The sequence below is a fragment of the Paenibacillus sp. FSL L8-0638 genome (assembly GCF_038593075.1).
GTDB lineage: Bacteria > Bacillota > Bacilli > Paenibacillales > Paenibacillaceae > Paenibacillus > Paenibacillus polymyxa_D.
Map to the genome: position 1 here is coordinate 3,176,446 of NZ_CP151960.1, position 18,200 is coordinate 3,194,645.

The window sequence follows — 18,200 nt, forward strand, 5'->3', positions numbered from 1 at the left end:
AGTGGAAAAGAGGGAATAAATACATGGCCGAAATCTTAATACGTAATACGAATGAAAGAATTAGCGGTGAAGAACAAGTACGTGAATTTCTGGAGAGTCACGAGATATTGTATGAACATTGGGATGCTTCCAAATTGTCCGGGGAGCTGCAAGAGAACTTTACCTTAACAGATGATCAAAAGGCCGCTGTTCTCAAAACATTTGAACCCGAAATCAAGGATTTAGCCGCACGTCGCGGATATAAAATATGGGACGTTATCACTCTATCTGAAGCAACGCCGAATTTGGACGAGCTGCTGGCCAAGTTTGAGCAAATTCACACCCATACTGAGGATGAAATCCGTGCCATTGTCGCTGGTAAAGGCATCTTTATCATTAAAGGACCTGAAGAGATCGGCTATTTTAACGTAGAACTTTCACCGGGGGACGTTATCTCCGTACCCGAAAATATACCTCACTTCTTCACTTTAATGGAGAATCAAAAGATCGTGGCAGTCCGCTTGTTCATTGAAGAAAATGGCTGGATTGCGGAACCGTTCGAAGATCCAACCTTCATTAAAGCATAATTACGAATTTATCCTTGTGTAAATAAAAAACTCCCTCTGCTCTGTGACAATCGAGCGAAGGGAGTTTTCTTAATACTCGTTTCTAAAGGTGTAGATTTCTTACTTTAACGACTGAATAATTCCATCCAATTCAGACAGATGCTTGATTTGAAACTTCGGCTTGATCTCTGTGGTATTGGTTTTGGCGTTTCGGTTCACCCACACCGAGTGAACACCTGCTGCCAACGCTCCTTGAATATCAGTCGTCAGCTTATCTCCTACCATTAAAGCATGTTCAGGCTCAATACCAAGAAGCCCCAACGCATGCTGGAATATAGACGGATCCGGCTTGCCTCGACCAAATGAACCTGAAATGACCACATGATCAAAGAAAGGAGCTAATTGAGGAACTCCATCCAGTTTCTCCTGTTGTAAATCAGGGGAACCGTTTGTCAATAATAACAGCTTGTATTGTCCCTTCAATTGTTCTAGAATTTCAAACGTTTCTTCATATACATGGGGACGCGCGCGTCTTTCCGAAGCAAATTGGGTAGCCAGCTTTTCCGCCAACTTCTCATTATCTATCCCTAGTTGCTGGAGTCCTCTGCGCCATGATTCCTTTCGATAAACAGGGGCCAACTGTTCCAATTGACGGAATTCAGGTTGCACACCTGCTGTAAAATTCGCCCACAATCCTTCAAACGGATTAATGCCGATCATTTGAGTAAAACTAAAGGTTTCATAGGATTCATACAAAGCGCGTGCTTCTTTACGTACGGCTTCCTCCAGAGTTTTTGGATCAACACCTGCTTCACGGGAGCCTGTTTGACACGCTGCATCAAATGCCTCTTCTACACTACGTTCATCCCACAAAAGGGTATCATCAAGATCAAACATTACCGCCTGAATCGTCATCTGAATTATCCACTCTCTTTCCACAGTTTATGTACGCCTATTTGCTTGATTAAGCATTTGAATCGTTATGTGTGCCCATATTAAGCAAGCGGCCGCAGCATGTTATATGAAATAACATCATACGGCCTTTGTTACAGAGCTACAGGCTAAATCAGTTATTTCTTGTCAACCTGTATCTGATTGGATAGCGCAAACTTCTCAAGTCGCTCTGCAATGGCATCCGTGTCATAGCGACCTAACGATTTTGTGAAAATAAAATTACCGCCCTTACCTTTTCTTTCAACGGTTACGTAACCCTTTTCAATCTTGATGACTTTCATGTCCCCAGCGGTCATTGGACGTTCCCTACCACCTTTCAGCATATAGAGAGTATCCTTTCCCACTTTCAGATAAGGACGACGGATAAAAAAGATAACAGCCAGCATCAAGTACAGGCCGAATACAAGCCAATCCATCCCTCGCATACCGGTCTTAGTCAAAAAGTAACTCATAAGCATGTACAATACAGAAAGACCAGCCAGCATAATTGGCACAGTAATGTTACGGCCACGGAAAATATCCATTGCAGAACCTGCGCCGCTAATGGTTTGAATACCTTGCTTTTTGCGCGATTTATTTAAATGCGCTGTGTTTTTGCGTACTTTTCTTTCAAATGATCGGGCCATCTCTCAATTCCTTCCCAGATATATTACATTAAAACAATTGCCTCAAAGCTGATCTATATAGGTACCATGAGAGGTACCTAAAACAAAAGGCAAATTGCAGGCTTGGGCGCTTTAACAACATTAATGCTTCAGCCCGTCATTTCCCTTCGATGTATCATCGTCCACAAATTCAATCGTTTCTAGCTGCTGCCTAAAATTACGGCGAATGTTACCTAAATAAATTTCCCGAAGGTTGGCACGTTCTGTGGTTTCCTCTTCTGTTAATCCCTCGGATTTTGCTTTGCGCGCTAATTCATTAATGCGCTGTACCAAGCTGTCTATATCCAAATTGTGTCCCCTCCATAAAAGCAAAGATATAATACACTTTGACATGTAGAAAAGAGCTTGTCAAGGCTCCCGCATTACGCTCCCTGACAAGCTCTAATAGTCTATAGATCATAAGTCAGGAAGCTTGAGTACCTGACCTGCCTGCACTCCCCGATCCTCTAAACCGTTAATCCGCACAATTCCTTCTATATATACCCGTGTATCCATTCGTTCCGGTTTATGATTCGCGGCAATCTGCCACAACGTATCCCCAGGTTGTACTGTCAGTTTAGTCACTTCTTCCTTGGAAGCTGAAGGAGCCGCGAAAACCGTAAGTACACCTGCTCCTGCAATCCAAGCAACAATCACTATAATAAGAAGCTTAAGTAAAAGAGTATTGGTAATAATCTGCATAAAACGCGCCCTACCCTCTTTTCGGGTCTCCTGTAAATTTTCTATATTCATTGGAAAAATACTTTGATAGGTGCTATATTTCATCATGGTTGTGTCCTCCAAACGTTTGTTCTTATGTTTTCACAATATAACACGAACGTTTGTTTTGTTCAATAGAAAAGAGAACAAAAGTTCGCAATTTTTTTAGGGATTATTTAGAACTTATGTTTGTACGAACGGAGGTTCTATGCTATAATTTTCCCAAACGTTACTAAATGGGGTTGATACGGTATGTCTAAGATTTCGAGCCGCCAGCAGGCCATTCTTGAATTTATCCGCAATGAAGTGCGTCTAAAGGGATACCCCCCTTCTGTACGCGAAATAGGCGAGGCTGTCGGATTGGCCTCCAGTTCTACGGTTCACGGTCATTTGGATCGTTTAGAGAAAAAAGGACTCATTCGCCGCGATCCTACAAAACCACGGGCTATTGAGTTACTCGGTCAAGACGAATCGGATAACAGCAACTTGATTAATTACTCCATTAGTCGTGTCCCCGTCGTCGGCAAAGTAACCGCTGGTCTTCCTATTACGGCGACAGAAAATATTGAAGATTACTTTCCTCTTCCCCAACACTTTGTTGGTGAGGATAAAATATTCATGTTATCTGTTGTAGGCGAAAGCATGATTGAGGCTGGGATTGCTAACGGAGACTATGTAATCGTACGTCAGCAGCAGACCGCTGATAATGGCGATATTGTTGTAGCTATGACAGATGAAGACGAAGCTACAGTTAAAACCTTCTACAAAGAAAAAGATCATATCCGGCTTCAACCTGAAAATCCAGCCTTTGAACCGCTTCGTCTGACACACGTCAGTATTTTGGGCAAAGTTGTAGGACTCTTCCGGGACTTCCACTGATTTCTCGTTCTTCCTTCCCCGTTATTCTATCCCCTAATACAAAACCGGCTGCCTAGGGCAAGCCGGTTTTGTATTGTTATTATGCTTACTATGTATCTCACAACTATTCTTTCCTTTTAGCAACCTATTCCTATTGTATCTACTATAAAATCAGCCTCATCATCTCAAATAATCCCCCACTGATCTTGAACAGCTATACTGTTATGGGCAAAACTAATAGATCTTTCTTTCTTTTAGCTAAATATGGTATATTAATTACTCATAGCTCTGTAGGAGGAATTAAATGAAAAAAATAATAATTTCAGCGTTTGTCATGATATTTATCGTCGTAAGCTGTGCAGTTCCAACAATGGATCATTTGTATGCAGAAGAGAAATCACACATAACAACCTACGATCGTATTCAGTACATACAAATACTCATCCATTTCAGGTATTTAGAAAAGCAACTTGAAGCTGTAATTTCCGAAAGAAATAATTACCCAGAAGCCAGCCAAGAATATAAACAGCTCTCAGAACAACTGAATCATATTCTTGCCCAAGAGGCGTACTACGAAAAAAAACTTAACACCCTTAATAGTAAATAATTTTCATACAAACTGCATATTATCTTTATTCTACACATTAGACTCATGCCGACCTGCCTGTAACATCTCCTGCAACGTAAAGTTGAAAAGGCGAAGACAGGTTCGCATGAGTTTTTTTGTTAACCTTTAGGGATATAGGTACTAGCTTCTTTTTGCTTCTAATAGATTTATGCTGATACATTACTATCACAATTGACATATGTATATAGCAGAACTAAGCAAAGGAGATATGCAGATGATCAGAAATAGAGTTAAAACGTATAAGCATCGCATCGGGAAAAACAGATATCTGGTCGTTAAAGTCTTTCAAGCCGCAGCTGCTAAAACAGGAAGCGGAAATGCACTAGCAACCAATGCCTTGAATATCAAAATTTCCAAGCGTAAGCATAAACGCCACTAAGATTCAACCGCACCTTCATTTCTTGAAGGGAGGTGATATTATGAGCAGAAGACATTGCAGACGTGATTTAAGAAGAAGAAGATTGAACATCCGTTCCAATCAAAGAGCCACTGCGCGTGCAAGAGGTAACGCACTGGCTGTTAATTTGTTTAGCGTAAACGATAGACAACGCAGACGTTAATAATTGTTTCCATGCAAAAAGCGGGAGGAATTCTTCCTGCTTTTTTGTGTTAAACAGCACACCTAACTACTGCTATGAATCATTTAAGCAAGCGGAGGGGATTGTAAAATATCACACATAGTTGAACAGTCGCTACCATTTTACTCTTTTTATAAATCTAACAGACAGGAAAACGTGGTTCTCTTTTAGAATAATGTGCATAGAGAAATTAAACCAGGAGGAGACAAGCCATGATAATTAAAATGTCACTTTCAAATATGGGGGATTTTAAGAAGTCAAATGAGAATAACGGCTTTATTGTGTCCGGAAGGATTATACCTAAATACGAGAACAACAATTGGACATATATAGAAGAAAGTTTTCCCGAACCATATTTTAAACAGTATGAGGATGATGACGTCGATATCAGTTATATTAATGAACAAGGAAAATCTATTTTTTTATATTATGATGAGAACGACTGTGTTGGGAAAATTAAACTTTGTACTAATTGGAATGGCTATGCTCTAATTGAGGATATTGCCGTCGCTAAAGACTGGAGACACAAGGGAATCGGAGCAGCCTTATTGAGTAAAGCAACCGAGTGGGCTAAGCAGAATAACCTTGTTGGTCTTATGCTTGAAACACAGGATGTGAATATTTTAGCTTGTCGATTCTATGCTAAAAATAACTTTGTAATCGGCGGAGTTGATACTATGCTATATTCTAACTTTTCCACAGCCCATGAGAAAGCGATTTTTTGGTATTATAAGTTTAAGTATTCAAATTAGCCTATCCTTCTGTAATAAGGCCGAATTTAAAAACAATATCATCTTGTACGCACACTTTGCATTGCTACTTTTCCCGTATCTAGTAAAATCAAACTGATCAGCACACAAAACTCTGCCGGCCAATGAAGGTTAGCAGAGCTTTTGATTTATTTAGAGTATTCACTTACTTCAAACGTGAGGATGCGATCATTTTCAGCATGTAATCCTTTTTTGCTCTTATCAGGAATCTGAAACTGAACGTTTATATACAATAACAGATAAAATCCCGCTAATTATAATGACCACTGAAAAAATCAATAACATATTGCTATATAAATAAGCAGATGGAAAATATAAATATTTGATGAATAAGACGTATTGACAATAAGCCTCCTACAACTGAAATCCCCGTTCCTTCTGATAAAAAGCTTATAAAATTAAGCAAGCTCATTCCTGCGCCAGCTTCTTCTTGTTTTAAACTACTTGAAACAATAGTGGATATTACTGTTTTAATAAAAGAAAGACCACCGAAAACAAAGACTAGAATAATAGACATCAGCCAAGGTGTCATTTCAATAAAGAAAGCAGCTACCAAAAAACTGACGGCAAGAAATGCAACGCCGACTGCTAGCACATGTAAGGAACCTTTCTTATCAACAAGTGCTCCTCCAAGAAAACCAAAGAAAATAACACTCATCGTTCCAGGAAAAATAATTCCACTGCCAATCATTGCGGTACTTAAGTGGTGAACGTCTTTCATCATATAAGGGACCATAGAAACAAATCCAGCTACGGTACCAAACATAAGCCCGCCACAAAGGATTCCTATCATAAATGCAGTATTTTTCCCCAATGAAGGATCAACAAAAGGATTGGTTACTTGTCTGATATGTTTTAAAAAGATCAAGAAAAATAGAACACTTATCACCAGAAAAGAAATTCTGTAAGAAGTTGTATACAACATAAACAATACAATACCTAGAGATATAAGCACGATTCCTGCAATGTCAAACGAGCCCTTTGAAATGACTTCCTTTTTCAATAATTTTATCAGGAAGGGAACAGTTACAAACGTTAAAACAGGAAGAAGCAGTAAATAAGACCAATGAATATAATGAGCAATCACCCCACCAATAGCCGGTCCTATCCCTTCACCCATTGCTACGATAGACCCGATGAGGCCATATGCCTTTCCCCTGTTTTCTTTTGGGATATAGCGAGCAACTACGACCATCACAAGTGAAGGAAATGCAGCTGCACCAATCCCTTGTATAAATCGCCCCAAGATAAGTGTTGGAAAAAAAGTATGTCCCACAAATCCAATTAATGATCCTATGCAATTCACTATGATTCCAAACAGGAGCAACCTTTTAATACCTAACTGATCAGATAACTTTCCGTATATAGCTGTTCCTATAGAAAAACTTAGCATAAAGGCAGTATTCACCCAATTTGTAATGGCTGGTGTCTTATTGAATTCATCAGCAATATCAGGTAAAGAGATATTAAGAACCATTTCATTTAACACACTAAAAAACGAAAGCACACAAAGCCACATTAAAATTTGGTTATGGCTCAAAACGGACTGTGAATAAGGGGTTTTCACTTTTGACCCTCCAGAAATAAGATACATTCAAGACATGAGTGCGGCCTTGCTCCATATCATTGGAGGTTTAATACAGCGCCTATTTCCATACGAGAAAATGTAATGATCTTTTGGTCACCATCCCAGCCCCCTATGATTACAATATAGAGCGTATATCGCTCTTGTGGTCCCCTCTTCCAAAACCAGCAGACGCGCCTTTATGTCCATTACACTGCTACCTGTTTTTCTCTCCAGTCCTTCATGTTGGACCACGTCATTGCTCAGTAGAATAATTGTACAGTATTGGTAATAGCGTTTTGATATCGGGTAACAAAGCGTTCAGCTTCTTTATTACCTGTCGTTTTCCCTATACTGTACAGATCAGAACAATGAACGATAAAAGCGGATACAACTATTGTGCAACAATAGCGGAATTAGACGGTTGCCAAAGTGACACTGAACTTTTGCAGATGTTTATGGTGGTGTACGTGAAGCCAAGGAGAAGAATATGGGGGCGATATTCCTGTGCCAGTAGGATAAGACAAGAACCTAATTAAGCGTACAATCGCAGCACGTTAGATACATTTAAACTAATCAGGAAATTATCCAAGTAGGAGGGAATAACCATGGCATTTGAAGGTTATAGAGAAGACAAGCGAGGACAATGGTTTGACTGGCCATTCCCCTTGTCGGTATCAATACTGTATGTGGATGCGGATGTAGATGAAACAGAAACGAAATGGTACCTCATTATCGAACAAGAAAAACATTTGATCCGAATTAGGGATGAAAAGCAAATTGAACTGCTTCATCACTGCATGTTTGGAATCTTGTTAAATGACGAGAATATCAACTGGATTATTGATAAAAATGGCGGTAGATTTACCTATCACGACAGTGTACAAGATTTCATCAAATTCCAGAAAGAATACCTGGATATATTTTAAAAACCGTGAACAGTTAAAAGCTCTGCCGACCAATTAAGGTAACAGAGCTTTTCGATTTATTTAGAGTATTCACTTACTTAAATACACTTTTGGAATCAAGCCGACTTTAGAGCAGTGGAAAAGGCTACGATCCGGCGTGGATCAATCGTTTTCAAGCGGTTTGCCGACCGTTAATAGCAGTTTCATAGTCTTAATTTTCACACGCTAGGTACTAACTTCTCCATAAGTATTAGTTGTGATTTCGTACTGGCAAGGTCATTATTGTGAGTTATTGGTGCTTTTTGGGCAATTAGTTAAAGCTAAAGCTCACGTATCGTCACAATACATGTATGGGCTTTGGCTATTTCTTAGAACCCCCACCGTTGTCGTGAAATTCACTATTCTGTACCGTTACGTCGGAAAATCCTTTTATAAGGAGCCCCATATTTGTATTTTAAATCTTTATGTTGTCAAAGAGTACCCTATCGTTCACATAGCTACTACCCTCCAACAAAATACTATAATTTGTAATTCTATCATAACTTGGCGCTTTATCAGGCTCGGTTGTTGCTACACCATTCACTGTTAAATTTTTAATAATTACATTCAATGCCCGGTTTGAATTGTTCGAAGTTAAAGCTCCATTATCCCTAGTTAGCATCAATTTGCAGCACTGTAGCCTCCTTACCTACTGTGGTAAAAGTAACATTACTCTTTAGATATATTGGTTTTTTGATGCTGTTATTACATTTGTTTACTTCAACCTTCATCCTACCACCTCTTTGAGAATTTTATCTAACAGAAGCCTGATAAGCCAGCAGTGGTCTTGACTCGCTACTGAAAAGATAAAATGAAATGAAATACAATAAGCGCAAAACTATTATGGCAGGAATCCACCAAGTATTTGCCGAAAGAGAAGCGAATACGGTGGCTATTGCCAAATAGCTTATGCGCTCAATGGGCTCAACTATTGAATATCCATGAGTGAAGTGATATTTTCCAACAGTTCTTTTTACAAACTAAACCCAAAGTGATTTAGTGATGATAACTAAGAGAATAAAGAGCACTAAAATTGCCGCTGTAGAAGTCCATACACCGCCGCCACCTGTATTTTCATAGGCACCCATGTCTTTTAACCTCCTTTATTTGTCGTTACCTTAATATATGTTTAAATACGTTCTATGATAGGGCATGCAGGTAAATAAAAAAAACACTAGCTTAGCTAGTGGTCAAGACCCCATTTTATAGACAACTGAAAAAAAACTCTAGACTATAAGCTGTTTTCGGTATTCTTTCGGAGGCAACTTATTTAACTTTCGTTGTGATCGACTTTGGTTATAAAATCGAATATAGTAGCCAGTTATGTGAGTCCTTCATTACTTGTAATTAAGGAGATAGGAAGATATCTTTCGAATACATCGCTTTAAACATCAATATATCGGTCTGTATATCCTGTCCGTATCTGTATCAATCACGAAACCAACCTCTGTGTCATCTTCAAAACGTAATCGATCAAAATTATGAAGTCGACAAAATATATCAGGTAAATCTCTAATATTAAGACTCAGCATTTTTGCTTGTATATACTTTTGATATAGTTCTTCTTGTGTGCATAGGGGACCAGTAATCAAATTCTGAAAAAAGAAACCTTCAATTTTAATAATCATAATATCACCACTGGTGGTAACCATTCTTTATAAATTTAAAATACTTACATAACAATAGCTCAACTAAAGCGCATGTTAAGTTAACCTTTGTGAACAAGTTAAATCTCCCTTGCTACCACATTTGTTTATGATAGCTTCTATTTTTCCGTTAATTTATTAAATATCTCTCTATCTTTGGAAGTAAAGTCGGAAATCCGTTTCTTTTTCACGTATGTGTTGGTACTTGAATCCAATTTGATGAAGCCATTTTCCCCAACCATATATACGATATTTTTTTTTATCTTATATGACACAATATTATCAACAGCTTTTTCCGTTGGAGCAGCAAGATGATTATAAAGTATTAAACAGTTGTCCCGCCCCCCTCTCAAAATTTGAAAAGTCCCGTCACCAAAATATTCTACGGTATCTTTGCCATCTGGGTATTTATAGTTCGTATTATCCGCAAAATTTACTAGAAAAATTATAGTAGTAGTTATAACTAGTAGAGAGACCAAGATCAAAATAAAGATATATCTAAACTTCATCTGCAATTCACACCTCACTTCTAGGCTTTTCTTGTATCAGTTACTGTTACATAAGACGTATACTCATTGAGTGTTCCCCATGATTCCATTATATTTGTTAGATTGGCCGCAGCCCAACCGAGTTTGTTGTTCCCAGTAAACATTCGTTTAAAATTAAACTCGAAATTATATTTATCATAATATATTGTAGTAATTTTCCATTGCCCGTCAACGTAATCCCCATTTATTTCATAATACATGTTGTGAAAAGCATTATATAAATCTCTATCACTTTCTAATTGCGCAGATCCATTATAAGAAAAACTTTTAACTTTTTTACCATTAGCTTTTTTGACTTCATCATTAACTATTGCGATGTGCTCTTTAGATTTTTTAACTTGCTGCGCCTCATATGACCACTCGTTAAAGTGTAAATTTCCTGGTTTGTAGTCAAGTGAATGTTGAAGTAAATGGGCTGTGATGTCCCCGTACTTCTTTCGAGCTATAGGAACAGCTACTAATGCAAATGCTTTACGATCAGGATAATGTATTACAGTGTCTGTCGAATCTTTTACCTTCTCTACGCCTCGTACCCAAGTCTTTTCTAGTTCTACCATAGGATTTTCAAACGGAAAAGTAATATTTCCTGCATACACTAACATATTCTTACTATATGCACCTTCCAGTACTTTTTGCGAGACATCAGACTGATCCTTTTCTCTTGTTTCCTTAGATTCTAACTGAGGACTGTATTGAATTTTTCTCAATTGATCTTCTTTTTGTTTTAGAACAAGTTCAAACTCAAGGATCTCTTTACTGGTATCAATCTGTTCTTGATACTTAACTACATAAGCATGTGTAAACGTAATATCTCGGATTGTGTTTTCATTTCTAACGATTTGGATATTACATTTGCGATAGTAATCCTCACTATCAGGTTTATATTCTGTATTTGCCCATGTATACAGCATGTTGGAATTATCCGCATTGTCTATAACTGAAGGAAGCGAATGAAGCGGAATTTTGCTTCGAATATGTAGCGAATGAGCCAAGTTTGTAGACTTAGCTGAAAGGTTTATGGAACTATTATTCTTATAAGTAAAGCCAGTGATTTCACCTTTTACAAACTCAATTGGCTCACCACCGGATTTGCGTTCTATTCTTAATGAAATACTCATTAAAATAATCTCCTTTGTTAATTTAATCTGGTTTTGTAGGAAAAATTTATGAAAACTAATTTCCAGGTATTAATATATACGAAAAATATTAAATAGTAAACATATTTTCAACGTGATAAAGGACATCAATTGAGTTTCGTAACCTCGGCAAATTATATGAAGAAGCTAAAACGAAATATAATTCAGCCTAACACGAACCTGTTAGAAACGTTAAAAGCTCTGCCGACCAATTAAGGTTAGCAGAGCTTTTTATTTATTTAGAGTATTCACTTACTTCAAACGTTAGGATACGATCATATAGCATGTAATCCTTACGGCTACTGAATGGGCCTTTATTGTTATCGTGCTTATTGATAGCATATGATGCTGATCCAGAACCAGCCTGCTTGCTTTCGTACCAGGCAATAAAGTCATTGACTTCTTTCATGCTTAGGTCGAATTCCTTTTCCAAACCAGTTGTCATGGTAACTACCAGAATTGCACGATCCCCGTTTGGAGTCGGTTCCTCTGTTCCTGGGTTAGGAGTGGAACTTGATACTTTAGACATCATCTCCAATTCGCTAAGAGCTAGATACTGACTTCCATTATTACCTGTAATATTAATTCTATAATCCTTGTATGAATTAGAATTAGAGAAAGCGAATTTTTTTGGAGTACTATCTACCCATCCACTGATATTTGACTGAGTGTCTAGCACGTTCCAAGTAACCCCATCATTTGAGCCTTCGAAAGTCCAGTCTTTAGGGGCACGATCAGTTGCCGTTGTCTGTGGATATATAACATATTGCTCAATAACTTCGGCTTTAGGAAAATCATATCTTAACCAAGCAGAAGTTGTACTTGATGTCCATGCACTAGCAATTGTCGCAAATTCCTTGTTAAACGCCTCATATGCATATGAATATTCATTACTTGCGCTTGCTACTCCAGATGGCAAAATGTTAGTTGTCATATGCGGAACCAGATTTTCTGAATACTCTGCTTCAGCCGCAAAAACATTCGATAAGGGTAAAGATAAAAGAACTAAAAATAAAATCGTTATACATGCTTTCTTCATTAAATGATCCTCCAATATGTTTGATAGAACTAAGAATAATTTAATTGAGGAAATGTGTCTAAACATAAACTTGCTTATCTATAAATATGTTCTATATTTTTGCATATTTATTTTTTATTGGGTATTAAAAAGGACTCATTCCAGCTTCTATACTGGTTGAGTCCTTGTTTTTATTTCACGATAAACCTCACTTTGATTCCATCAGCATACTTTTCTAACTGATGACTTACCCATGATCCTGCTCCCCGGTTATCACTAGGGGTTATGTATCTGATATCAGCACCTACGCCACCTTCTCCACACATTCTATCGTCACACTAAAAAAAGAGAAAATAACTTCAATGTCCAGCAGTAATGATAAGCTGCTCCTCATAACCACTCGTTTCATTAATCACGGCAATCCCGAGTATAGTCTGGTTGATATTGCAACAGGTAAACGCACCAAAATAAAGTTGCCCTTTTTATCCCGCCAATTTGTCTATATGTCCCCGGACGGCAAGGGGGTCTATTATTTGGGCAGCACTTCTCAGAAAAATCAGGCAGAAAGACGCGGCGTATATTATTATGATTTCACATCGAAAATTCAAACCCCCATTTTCATACAAGAAGAGGGTTTTATCCATAACTTCATACTGCTGAACAAGTACTCATTCTGTTGAACTATGCCAAAAAGCCGGAAAGAAGCTTACGCTTTCTCTCCGGCTTTCTTTATCTGATTCCAATCACTAAACCTATTGCGTAACTTCTCCCACAGTCGCACCTTTGAGCACTCTTCTCTTACTAGCTTGGCCAGTAGAGCTTTTAGTGTTTACTTTGAAATTGTATCCGATTAGTCTATTCCATAGTAACAGTCGTTTGATCGGGTGTTTTTGGCGCAGTAATAGGGGCAGGAGCAGGACTTTTTGCACAAATCCTTAAAAACCAAGATAAGGGCAAAGGAATTACGATTAACTTGATGCGTACAGGATATTCCATCACAAGCAACTCTTAATTCCCATCTTTAACAGCCCCCATCCGAGTACAAGATAGGCATAATGAGTAAAGGGAGCTGATATTATCTATAATTCATTCACTTCAATATTTTTCGTTGTACTTGCTATAATAATTCAAATTACAATACAAAAATTGGAGCCTCGGATAAGTAAAAGCACAATGTTGAAAGTGAGAATTGCAATAACAACAACAGTCATGCTTGTCGGAGTCGTGTTGTATATAATTGACCCTCAGTGGTGGATCGTGATTGCTTTTGCAATATTTTTCTGTATACTACTTGTTATGCTTTTTGTAAATTTTTTGAAAAGACGTAGTAAATCACATTGATTTATGATTTGCATGCTCAGCGTTTAACAAGAGCCTTCCTTAAATGGAGGGCTTTTATATTACATACCAAATCTTATGGGTACATCCTATATGAGCAAAAACAAAAAAAGCCCCACCAGCCGAAACCAGCAGGGCATTAGTTTTTTAGATTTACTCTGTAATGACTGGAGTTTGTACGGAATCTACTGATGCAGAAATAGGCTCGGGTGCAGATTGAACCTGAGCGTCTGGCATTACCTCAGCCGTAGCCTGTGCCAAGAAATCATTAAGCTTTGCAGCCAGATCCGATACAGCTTCCTTAGCTGCTACTTGTGCCGCTTCCTCATTTGGCTGTGCTTCAGTAGCGAGTACCGCTTTTGTTTTAGCCTTATACTCCAGATATGCCTTTTCAATTGCTGCTTGTAACTCCGTAGACGATACCACAATGCCCTGTTCCGTAAGCCGTAAGGATGCATACTGTAAAGCCTCTTGCATCTTATGAACCCCACCAGCATCTTTAAACGTAGTCTGGGCAAGTGCAAAGCCTCTCCTGCTACTTTATGGATTACCTCACGTTGTGCTGCCGTTGTACGCGCTTCTAGCTACACGTTAACCTTAGTCTTGAGTTTATTCAGACCTCCTAAAACAAATGCTGTAAGCACACCCGCAGCGGCTGTGACAATGGTATTTACATAAGGCTGTACAGTTTCGATAATTGTTTGCATGATTACTTTTCCCCTTTCGTTTTCAACGATGCGATTTTATTTTTTGAATCCCAGGACACTACAGCACCGTATGCCGCCGCAACGGGTCTGAGCTGCACGTATGCCACTCCTTCGACCAGTTGGATAAATTGCAGCTTGGCTCCATTTAAATAAGCGACCTTGAGACTGGTGTCCCAATGACACGATAAGCCCAACACAGTAGCAAGCACACGCAGCGGAACATACGTCCTGCCACTATAGAGCAGCGTCTTCCCTACCTGTTTGCCATTTACGACGAACGTACCGGACGTGACTGTCTCCGGCTGCTCAGGGCGCTTTGTGAAACGTTCACGCAGCTCGTCCGCCGTACCATCATACTCATTCATATCCACGTTCCCTTTTATCCCTGCTACCTTGCCGCTGTCGCTGTATTGCCAAATATCCCAACGTTTCCACGTCACTGTGTCGCTTGGGACACGAGTATCACTGTACCGAGCTATCCATAATGGGTAACCACCCAAAGAGGCGTTAAAATTCGCTGCAAATGCATTACCTGTATAGATAATGGGCTTGCGTCCTGTAAGTCGCTCCAGTTCGAGAAGAAAAGCCAAAGCTACAGCGCTAATAAGCGTTTTGGACAGGTTACCGGGATTATTTTCATAATCCATTACAGGGGCAAGTCTAGCGTTTTCCCACCACCTACCTGTTCCAATACTTCGGCAAAATGCCGCGCTTCCGCTTTAGCTGCCTCAACAGTGGTGGCATCTAAAAAGTGGTATGCACCCGGCAATACCCCGACTGCTCTGGCTCCTTTTGCATTCGTGGTGAATGTAGGATCAACGTAACGTTGCCCCTGGCTGGCCTTATTAAAAGCAAAAGATATACCATCTGCCTTGACCGCCTTCCAATCAATCTTTCCTTGATAACGGGATACGTCGATCCCTCTTGCATTACGGCTGTTTCGTCGTTGCATCCTCTTTCTCTCCTTCCTTACCACCTTTACTTTTCAAAACTTCTACGGCCTGTCGGATCACAGGCGGGATAAGAGCGCCGAGTCTGCCGCCATTCTCCAAAATGGACAGCAGTTCATTTGCCATATAAAAATAGGCGACCGCATCTCGGAAAAGGTGCGAATCGCCTAAGACTCCATTGATTAGATGAGATACAGCAACTATTGTAAAAATAAATACCTCTCGAGCGATACCGATAAGACCAATCTTGCTTTTTAAGCCGGGTCCGGTTCCCTTCTTACCTTCTGCGCCAGCGGCAAATAATCTGGTCACATAATCAATAATGACCAGCGCGAGCAACACCCCCAATACTATATACAATTCTTTAAGTATTTTTCTTTCCGGCGTGCTGGCTGTGAAGCAATGACAGCAGAAATGACTAACAGTCAATTCTTCAACTGGTCTTGTTAGATCCAGTTGTATATATCCATGTTGACTTTATTTTTGCCACGGGTTTCGTCACCTCCTCAAGATGCAAAATAAGCCCCTGAGTTATCAGAGACTTCCATACTTATATCTTAAATTGGTTCTGCTGCTATAACGCTAGGGATTTTAAAAACCCATATGTTATTAACCTAATACGAACGAGCAGGATAGTTGAATAACAGTAATCGATCTAAGGAGCATGTCGAACTACGCGAGGCTTCAGCCTAACAGGGCTACGCAGGTTGTAGTTAAATTACTATTGTGATAAACTGGATGTAATTTGATGACGGGAGTTGAACGGATACATGTAGAACTTTCTTGCTTTGAGATCACGAAAAGAACGGACTCAGCGATCGGCTGTGGTCGTTTTATTCATCTCTGCAAGAAAGGTCTGCGTTTCGTTTGCGTTCCCTCTCCGGACAGTCATACGGCCCCTTGAAATGGGGCCGTATTTCCTCGTATGGATTAGAGCCGCAAGATAGCACCTTTCTTGCGGCTCTTTTTTATTTCCAAACGAAAGGATGACTGCCATGCCCGCCATTCAGGTAACCAATCTTACTTTTGCCTATCCAGGCAGCTATGACCCCATATTCGAAAATGTTCATTTTCAAATTGATACAGACTGGAAGTTGGGCTTTACGGGGCGAAACGGTCGGGGGAAAACGACGTTCTTAAACCTGTTGCAGGAGAAATACGAATACAGCGGTACGATCTCCACACCAGTCGCCTTTGATTATTTTCCGTTTCCCGTCGAGCACCCGGAGTATTTGACCTTAGACGTCGTCGAAGAGATCGTGCCAAGCTATGAGAGCTGGAAGTTGATGCGCGAACTGAACCTGCTTAAGGTTTCAGAAGACGTGTTGTACCGGCCATTCGAATCGCTGTCCCAAGGGGAACAGACGAAGGTATTGCTGGCCGTGCTATTCATCCAAGACAATCGATTTCTGCTCATCGACGAACCGACCAATCATCTCGACTTGCACGCACGCAAGCTTGTCGCCGATTATCTGAATACGAAGCGCGGTTTTATTCTTGTTTCACACGACCGGGCTTTTCTCGACCGCTGTGTGGATCATATTCTATCGATCAACAAAACGAATATCGAAATCCAAAAAGGCAACTTCTCCAGTTGGTGGACGAACAAAACTCGCCAAGATACGTTCGAAATGGCACAAAACGAAAAGCTGTACAAAGACATACAGCGTTTATCTGCTTCTGCTAAACGTACTAGCGGCTGGTCTTTCGAGACCGAAAAATCGAAGAACGGCACACGAAACTCCGGCTCCAAGCTTGACAAGGGATACGTCGGGCATAAGGCAGCGAAAATGATGAAACGCTCGAAATCCATCGAACAGCGGCAACACGCCGCTTTAGAGGAAAAATCGAAATTGCTCCGAAATATCGAACAGTCAGAAAGCCTTGCGATCTCTCAGCTCGTGTATCCCAAATCGGAACTGGCTATGCTGGATCACGTCACGATTTACTACGGGGAAAGAGCGGTTTGCAAGAACATTTGTCTGACGATCGAACCAGGAGATCGGATTGCAATTTCAGGTCCAAATGGTTCAGGTAAGTCTAGCTTGCTTCGCCTGCTGAACGATGAGACGCTACATTATACAGGTACGTTTCAACGGGAGCCTCAGCTTCGCGTTTCCTATGTATCCCAGAATACTTCTCATCTGCGAGGAACGCTTTCCGATTATGCAGCAGAGCACAGAATTGACGAAAGCTTATTTAAGGCCGTGTTACGTAAGCTAGATTTCGCCCGCATCCAGTTTGAAAAGGATATATCGGCGTTTAGCGGCGGGCAAAAGAAGAAGGTTCTGATCGCGAGAAGCCTATGTGAGGAGGCTCATCTGCATATTTGGGACGAACCGCTCAACTTTGTCGACGTGATTTCCCGGATGCAAATTGAGGAGCTGTTGCTTGAGTACACGCCGACCATTGTATTCGTGGAACATGATCGGGAATTTCATGACCGTGTCGCCACGAAAACGATTGAACTCGGTGGAGATTAGAATTTTACAAAGTGACTTGGAGTAAGACATGATTCAACGGTAGAAAGCTTTGCACAACAACTTTTATGAAAAGGGAAGCGATTGAACTTAAGGGACACGAGAGTTCAATAGAACATCGGCAGTCTAGGATTTTATTTTCTCATCCATGGCTGCCGATTCTTTCTAT

The 18,200-nt window shown here is 39.9% G+C and carries 20 protein-coding genes and 3 pseudogenes; 9 read left to right on the forward strand and 14 right to left on the reverse strand.

What is annotated here, in order from left to right:
• The first annotated feature begins 23 nt into the window (after window positions 1-23).
• Window positions 24-566 carry a cupin domain-containing protein gene (locus MKY35_RS13790; RefSeq protein WP_322252526.1) on the forward strand — a complete coding sequence of 181 codons (543 nt, stop codon included), beginning with the start codon at window positions 24-26 and terminating at the stop codon, window positions 564-566.
• A 99-nt stretch (window positions 567-665) separates the two neighbouring features.
• Here MKY35_RS13790 and MKY35_RS13795 read toward each other — a convergent pair whose 3' ends face one another.
• From MKY35_RS13795 to MKY35_RS13810, 4 genes are all read right to left on the reverse strand, one after another.
• A complete protein-coding gene (locus tag MKY35_RS13795) occupies window positions 666-1,460 on the reverse strand; it encodes an HAD family hydrolase (protein WP_342446650.1) in 795 nt (264 codons plus the stop codon).
• Window positions 1,461-1,615: 155 nt separating this feature from the next.
• Window positions 1,616-2,125 (reverse strand): hypothetical protein, encoded by a 510-nt coding sequence (locus MKY35_RS13800; protein ID WP_342444001.1) that lies wholly within the window; start codon window positions 2,123-2,125, stop codon window positions 1,616-1,618.
• A 120-nt stretch (window positions 2,126-2,245) separates the two neighbouring features.
• Window positions 2,246-2,452, reverse strand: coding sequence for a DUF896 domain-containing protein (locus MKY35_RS13805; protein ID WP_029517413.1), 207 nt, complete (start codon window positions 2,450-2,452; stop codon window positions 2,246-2,248).
• Between the two features lie 108 nt (window positions 2,453-2,560).
• Window positions 2,561-2,929, reverse strand: a complete 369-nt coding sequence (locus MKY35_RS13810; RefSeq protein WP_322252560.1) for a LysM peptidoglycan-binding domain-containing protein — start codon at window positions 2,927-2,929, stop codon at window positions 2,561-2,563.
• Window positions 2,930-3,115: 186 nt separating this feature from the next.
• Here MKY35_RS13810 and lexA point away from each other — a divergent pair, with 186 nt between their 5' ends.
• From lexA to MKY35_RS13835, 5 genes are all read left to right on the forward strand, one after another.
• Entirely contained in the window at window positions 3,116-3,742 is a 627-nt protein-coding gene (lexA, locus tag MKY35_RS13815; RefSeq protein ID WP_013310545.1) for a transcriptional repressor LexA, read from the forward strand.
• Between the two features lie 283 nt (window positions 3,743-4,025).
• Window positions 4,026-4,328, forward strand: coding sequence for a hypothetical protein (locus MKY35_RS13820; protein ID WP_029517411.1), 303 nt, complete (start codon window positions 4,026-4,028; stop codon window positions 4,326-4,328).
• A gap of 235 nt (window positions 4,329-4,563) precedes the next feature.
• Window positions 4,564-4,728, forward strand: a complete 165-nt coding sequence (locus MKY35_RS13825; RefSeq protein ID WP_013310546.1) for a hypothetical protein — start codon at window positions 4,564-4,566, stop codon at window positions 4,726-4,728.
• Window positions 4,729-4,768: 40 nt separating this feature from the next.
• Window positions 4,769-4,909, forward strand: a complete 141-nt coding sequence (locus tag MKY35_RS13830) for a hypothetical protein (protein ID WP_165146693.1) — start codon at window positions 4,769-4,771, stop codon at window positions 4,907-4,909.
• Between the two features lie 230 nt (window positions 4,910-5,139).
• A complete protein-coding gene (locus MKY35_RS13835; RefSeq protein WP_342444002.1) occupies window positions 5,140-5,679 on the forward strand; it encodes a GNAT family N-acetyltransferase in 540 nt (179 codons plus the stop codon).
• A gap of 219 nt (window positions 5,680-5,898) precedes the next feature.
• Here the strand turns inward: MKY35_RS13835 and tet are convergent.
• A pseudogene (gene tet, locus MKY35_RS13840) lies at window positions 5,899-7,264 on the reverse strand (Tet(L)/Tet(K)/Tet(45) family tetracycline efflux MFS transporter).
• Window positions 7,265-7,869: 605 nt separating this feature from the next.
• On the opposite strand from tet, the gene MKY35_RS13845 reads away from it, so the two are divergent.
• Complete coding sequence (locus MKY35_RS13845; RefSeq protein WP_342444003.1) at window positions 7,870-8,190, forward strand: hypothetical protein; 321 nt, start codon at window positions 7,870-7,872, stop codon at window positions 8,188-8,190.
• A 998-nt stretch (window positions 8,191-9,188) separates the two neighbouring features.
• Here the strand turns inward: MKY35_RS13845 and MKY35_RS13850 are convergent.
• The 5 genes and pseudogenes from MKY35_RS13850 to MKY35_RS13870 form a co-directional block, all read right to left on the reverse strand.
• Entirely contained in the window at window positions 9,189-9,296 is a 108-nt protein-coding gene (locus tag MKY35_RS13850; RefSeq protein WP_080658622.1) for a sporulation protein YjcZ, read from the reverse strand.
• A gap of 677 nt (window positions 9,297-9,973) precedes the next feature.
• Window positions 9,974-10,363: a hypothetical protein gene (locus MKY35_RS13855; RefSeq protein WP_342444004.1), complete on the reverse strand. Its 390-nt coding sequence runs from the start codon at window positions 10,361-10,363 to the stop codon at window positions 9,974-9,976.
• 20 nt (window positions 10,364-10,383) lie between these two features.
• Entirely contained in the window at window positions 10,384-11,520 is a 1,137-nt protein-coding gene (locus MKY35_RS13860) for a hypothetical protein (RefSeq protein ID WP_342444005.1), read from the reverse strand.
• 253 nt (window positions 11,521-11,773) lie between these two features.
• Window positions 11,774-12,577: a discoidin domain-containing protein gene (locus tag MKY35_RS13865; protein WP_039271252.1), complete on the reverse strand. Its 804-nt coding sequence runs from the start codon at window positions 12,575-12,577 to the stop codon at window positions 11,774-11,776.
• 170 nt (window positions 12,578-12,747) lie between these two features.
• Window positions 12,748-12,882: pseudogene (locus tag MKY35_RS13870) on the reverse strand (sporulation protein); the annotation flags it as partial.
• A gap of 36 nt (window positions 12,883-12,918) precedes the next feature.
• Here MKY35_RS13870 and MKY35_RS13875 point away from each other — a divergent pair.
• Window positions 12,919-13,236: a hypothetical protein gene (locus MKY35_RS13875; RefSeq protein WP_318627230.1), complete on the forward strand. Its 318-nt coding sequence runs from the start codon at window positions 12,919-12,921 to the stop codon at window positions 13,234-13,236.
• 811 nt (window positions 13,237-14,047) lie between these two features.
• Here MKY35_RS13875 and MKY35_RS13880 read toward each other — a convergent pair.
• The 4 genes and pseudogenes from MKY35_RS13880 to MKY35_RS13895 form a co-directional block, all read right to left on the reverse strand.
• On the reverse strand, window positions 14,048-14,371 hold the full coding sequence (locus MKY35_RS13880) for a hypothetical protein (RefSeq protein ID WP_342424938.1): 324 nt from the start codon (window positions 14,369-14,371) through the stop codon (window positions 14,048-14,050).
• A gap of 107 nt (window positions 14,372-14,478) precedes the next feature.
• Window positions 14,479-14,601 (reverse strand): hypothetical protein, encoded by a 123-nt coding sequence (locus MKY35_RS13885; protein WP_342444006.1) that lies wholly within the window; start codon window positions 14,599-14,601, stop codon window positions 14,479-14,481.
• A 2-nt stretch (window positions 14,602-14,603) separates the two neighbouring features.
• Window positions 14,604-15,553, reverse strand: a pseudogene (locus MKY35_RS13890) (GH25 family lysozyme).
• Window positions 15,531-15,923, reverse strand: a complete 393-nt coding sequence (locus MKY35_RS13895) for a phage holin family protein (RefSeq protein ID WP_342446651.1) — start codon at window positions 15,921-15,923, stop codon at window positions 15,531-15,533. The pseudogene MKY35_RS13890 and the gene MKY35_RS13895 overlap by 23 nt, the downstream one beginning before the upstream one ends.
• A gap of 623 nt (window positions 15,924-16,546) precedes the next feature.
• Between MKY35_RS13895 and abc-f the strand changes: the two genes are divergently transcribed.
• Window positions 16,547-18,034: an ABC-F type ribosomal protection protein gene (gene abc-f, locus MKY35_RS13900; protein ID WP_342444007.1), complete on the forward strand. Its 1,488-nt coding sequence runs from the start codon at window positions 16,547-16,549 to the stop codon at window positions 18,032-18,034.
• Window positions 18,035-18,200: the final 166 nt, after the last annotated feature.

Excerpts from the sequence above, each read along its gene's own strand:
- MKY35_RS13845 (WP_342444003.1), top strand. The coding sequence starts at position 7,870 with ATGGCATTTGAAGGTTATAGAGAAGACAAGCGAGGACAATGGTTTGAC.
- MKY35_RS13885 (WP_342444006.1), bottom strand. The coding sequence starts at position 14,601 with ATGCAAACAATTATCGAAACTGTACAGCCTTATGTAAATACCATTGTC.
- MKY35_RS13875 (WP_318627230.1), top strand. The coding sequence starts at position 12,919 with ATGTCCAGCAGTAATGATAAGCTGCTCCTCATAACCACTCGTTTCATT.
- MKY35_RS13825 (WP_013310546.1), top strand. The coding sequence starts at position 4,564 with ATGATCAGAAATAGAGTTAAAACGTATAAGCATCGCATCGGGAAAAAC.
- MKY35_RS13850 (WP_080658622.1), bottom strand. The coding sequence starts at position 9,296 with ATGGGTGCCTATGAAAATACAGGTGGCGGCGGTGTATGGACTTCTACA.
- MKY35_RS13830 (WP_165146693.1), top strand. The coding sequence starts at position 4,769 with ATGAGCAGAAGACATTGCAGACGTGATTTAAGAAGAAGAAGATTGAAC.
- MKY35_RS13835 (WP_342444002.1), top strand. The coding sequence starts at position 5,140 with ATGATAATTAAAATGTCACTTTCAAATATGGGGGATTTTAAGAAGTCA.
- MKY35_RS13880 (WP_342424938.1), bottom strand. The coding sequence starts at position 14,371 with ATGCAAGAGGCTTTACAGTATGCATCCTTACGGCTTACGGAACAGGGC.
- MKY35_RS13855 (WP_342444004.1), bottom strand. The coding sequence starts at position 10,363 with ATGAAGTTTAGATATATCTTTATTTTGATCTTGGTCTCTCTACTAGTT.
- MKY35_RS13795 (WP_342446650.1), bottom strand. The coding sequence starts at position 1,460 with ATGACGATTCAGGCGGTAATGTTTGATCTTGATGATACCCTTTTGTGG.
- MKY35_RS13860 (WP_342444005.1), bottom strand. The coding sequence starts at position 11,520 with ATGAGTATTTCATTAAGAATAGAACGCAAATCCGGTGGTGAGCCAATT.
- MKY35_RS13810 (WP_322252560.1), bottom strand. The coding sequence starts at position 2,929 with ATGAAATATAGCACCTATCAAAGTATTTTTCCAATGAATATAGAAAAT.
- MKY35_RS13790 (WP_322252526.1), top strand. The coding sequence starts at position 24 with ATGGCCGAAATCTTAATACGTAATACGAATGAAAGAATTAGCGGTGAA.
- MKY35_RS13820 (WP_029517411.1), top strand. The coding sequence starts at position 4,026 with ATGAAAAAAATAATAATTTCAGCGTTTGTCATGATATTTATCGTCGTA.
- MKY35_RS13865 (WP_039271252.1), bottom strand. The coding sequence starts at position 12,577 with ATGAAGAAAGCATGTATAACGATTTTATTTTTAGTTCTTTTATCTTTA.
- lexA (WP_013310545.1), top strand. The coding sequence starts at position 3,116 with ATGTCTAAGATTTCGAGCCGCCAGCAGGCCATTCTTGAATTTATCCGC.
- MKY35_RS13800 (WP_342444001.1), bottom strand. The coding sequence starts at position 2,125 with ATGGCCCGATCATTTGAAAGAAAAGTACGCAAAAACACAGCGCATTTA.
- abc-f (WP_342444007.1), top strand. The coding sequence starts at position 16,547 with ATGCCCGCCATTCAGGTAACCAATCTTACTTTTGCCTATCCAGGCAGC.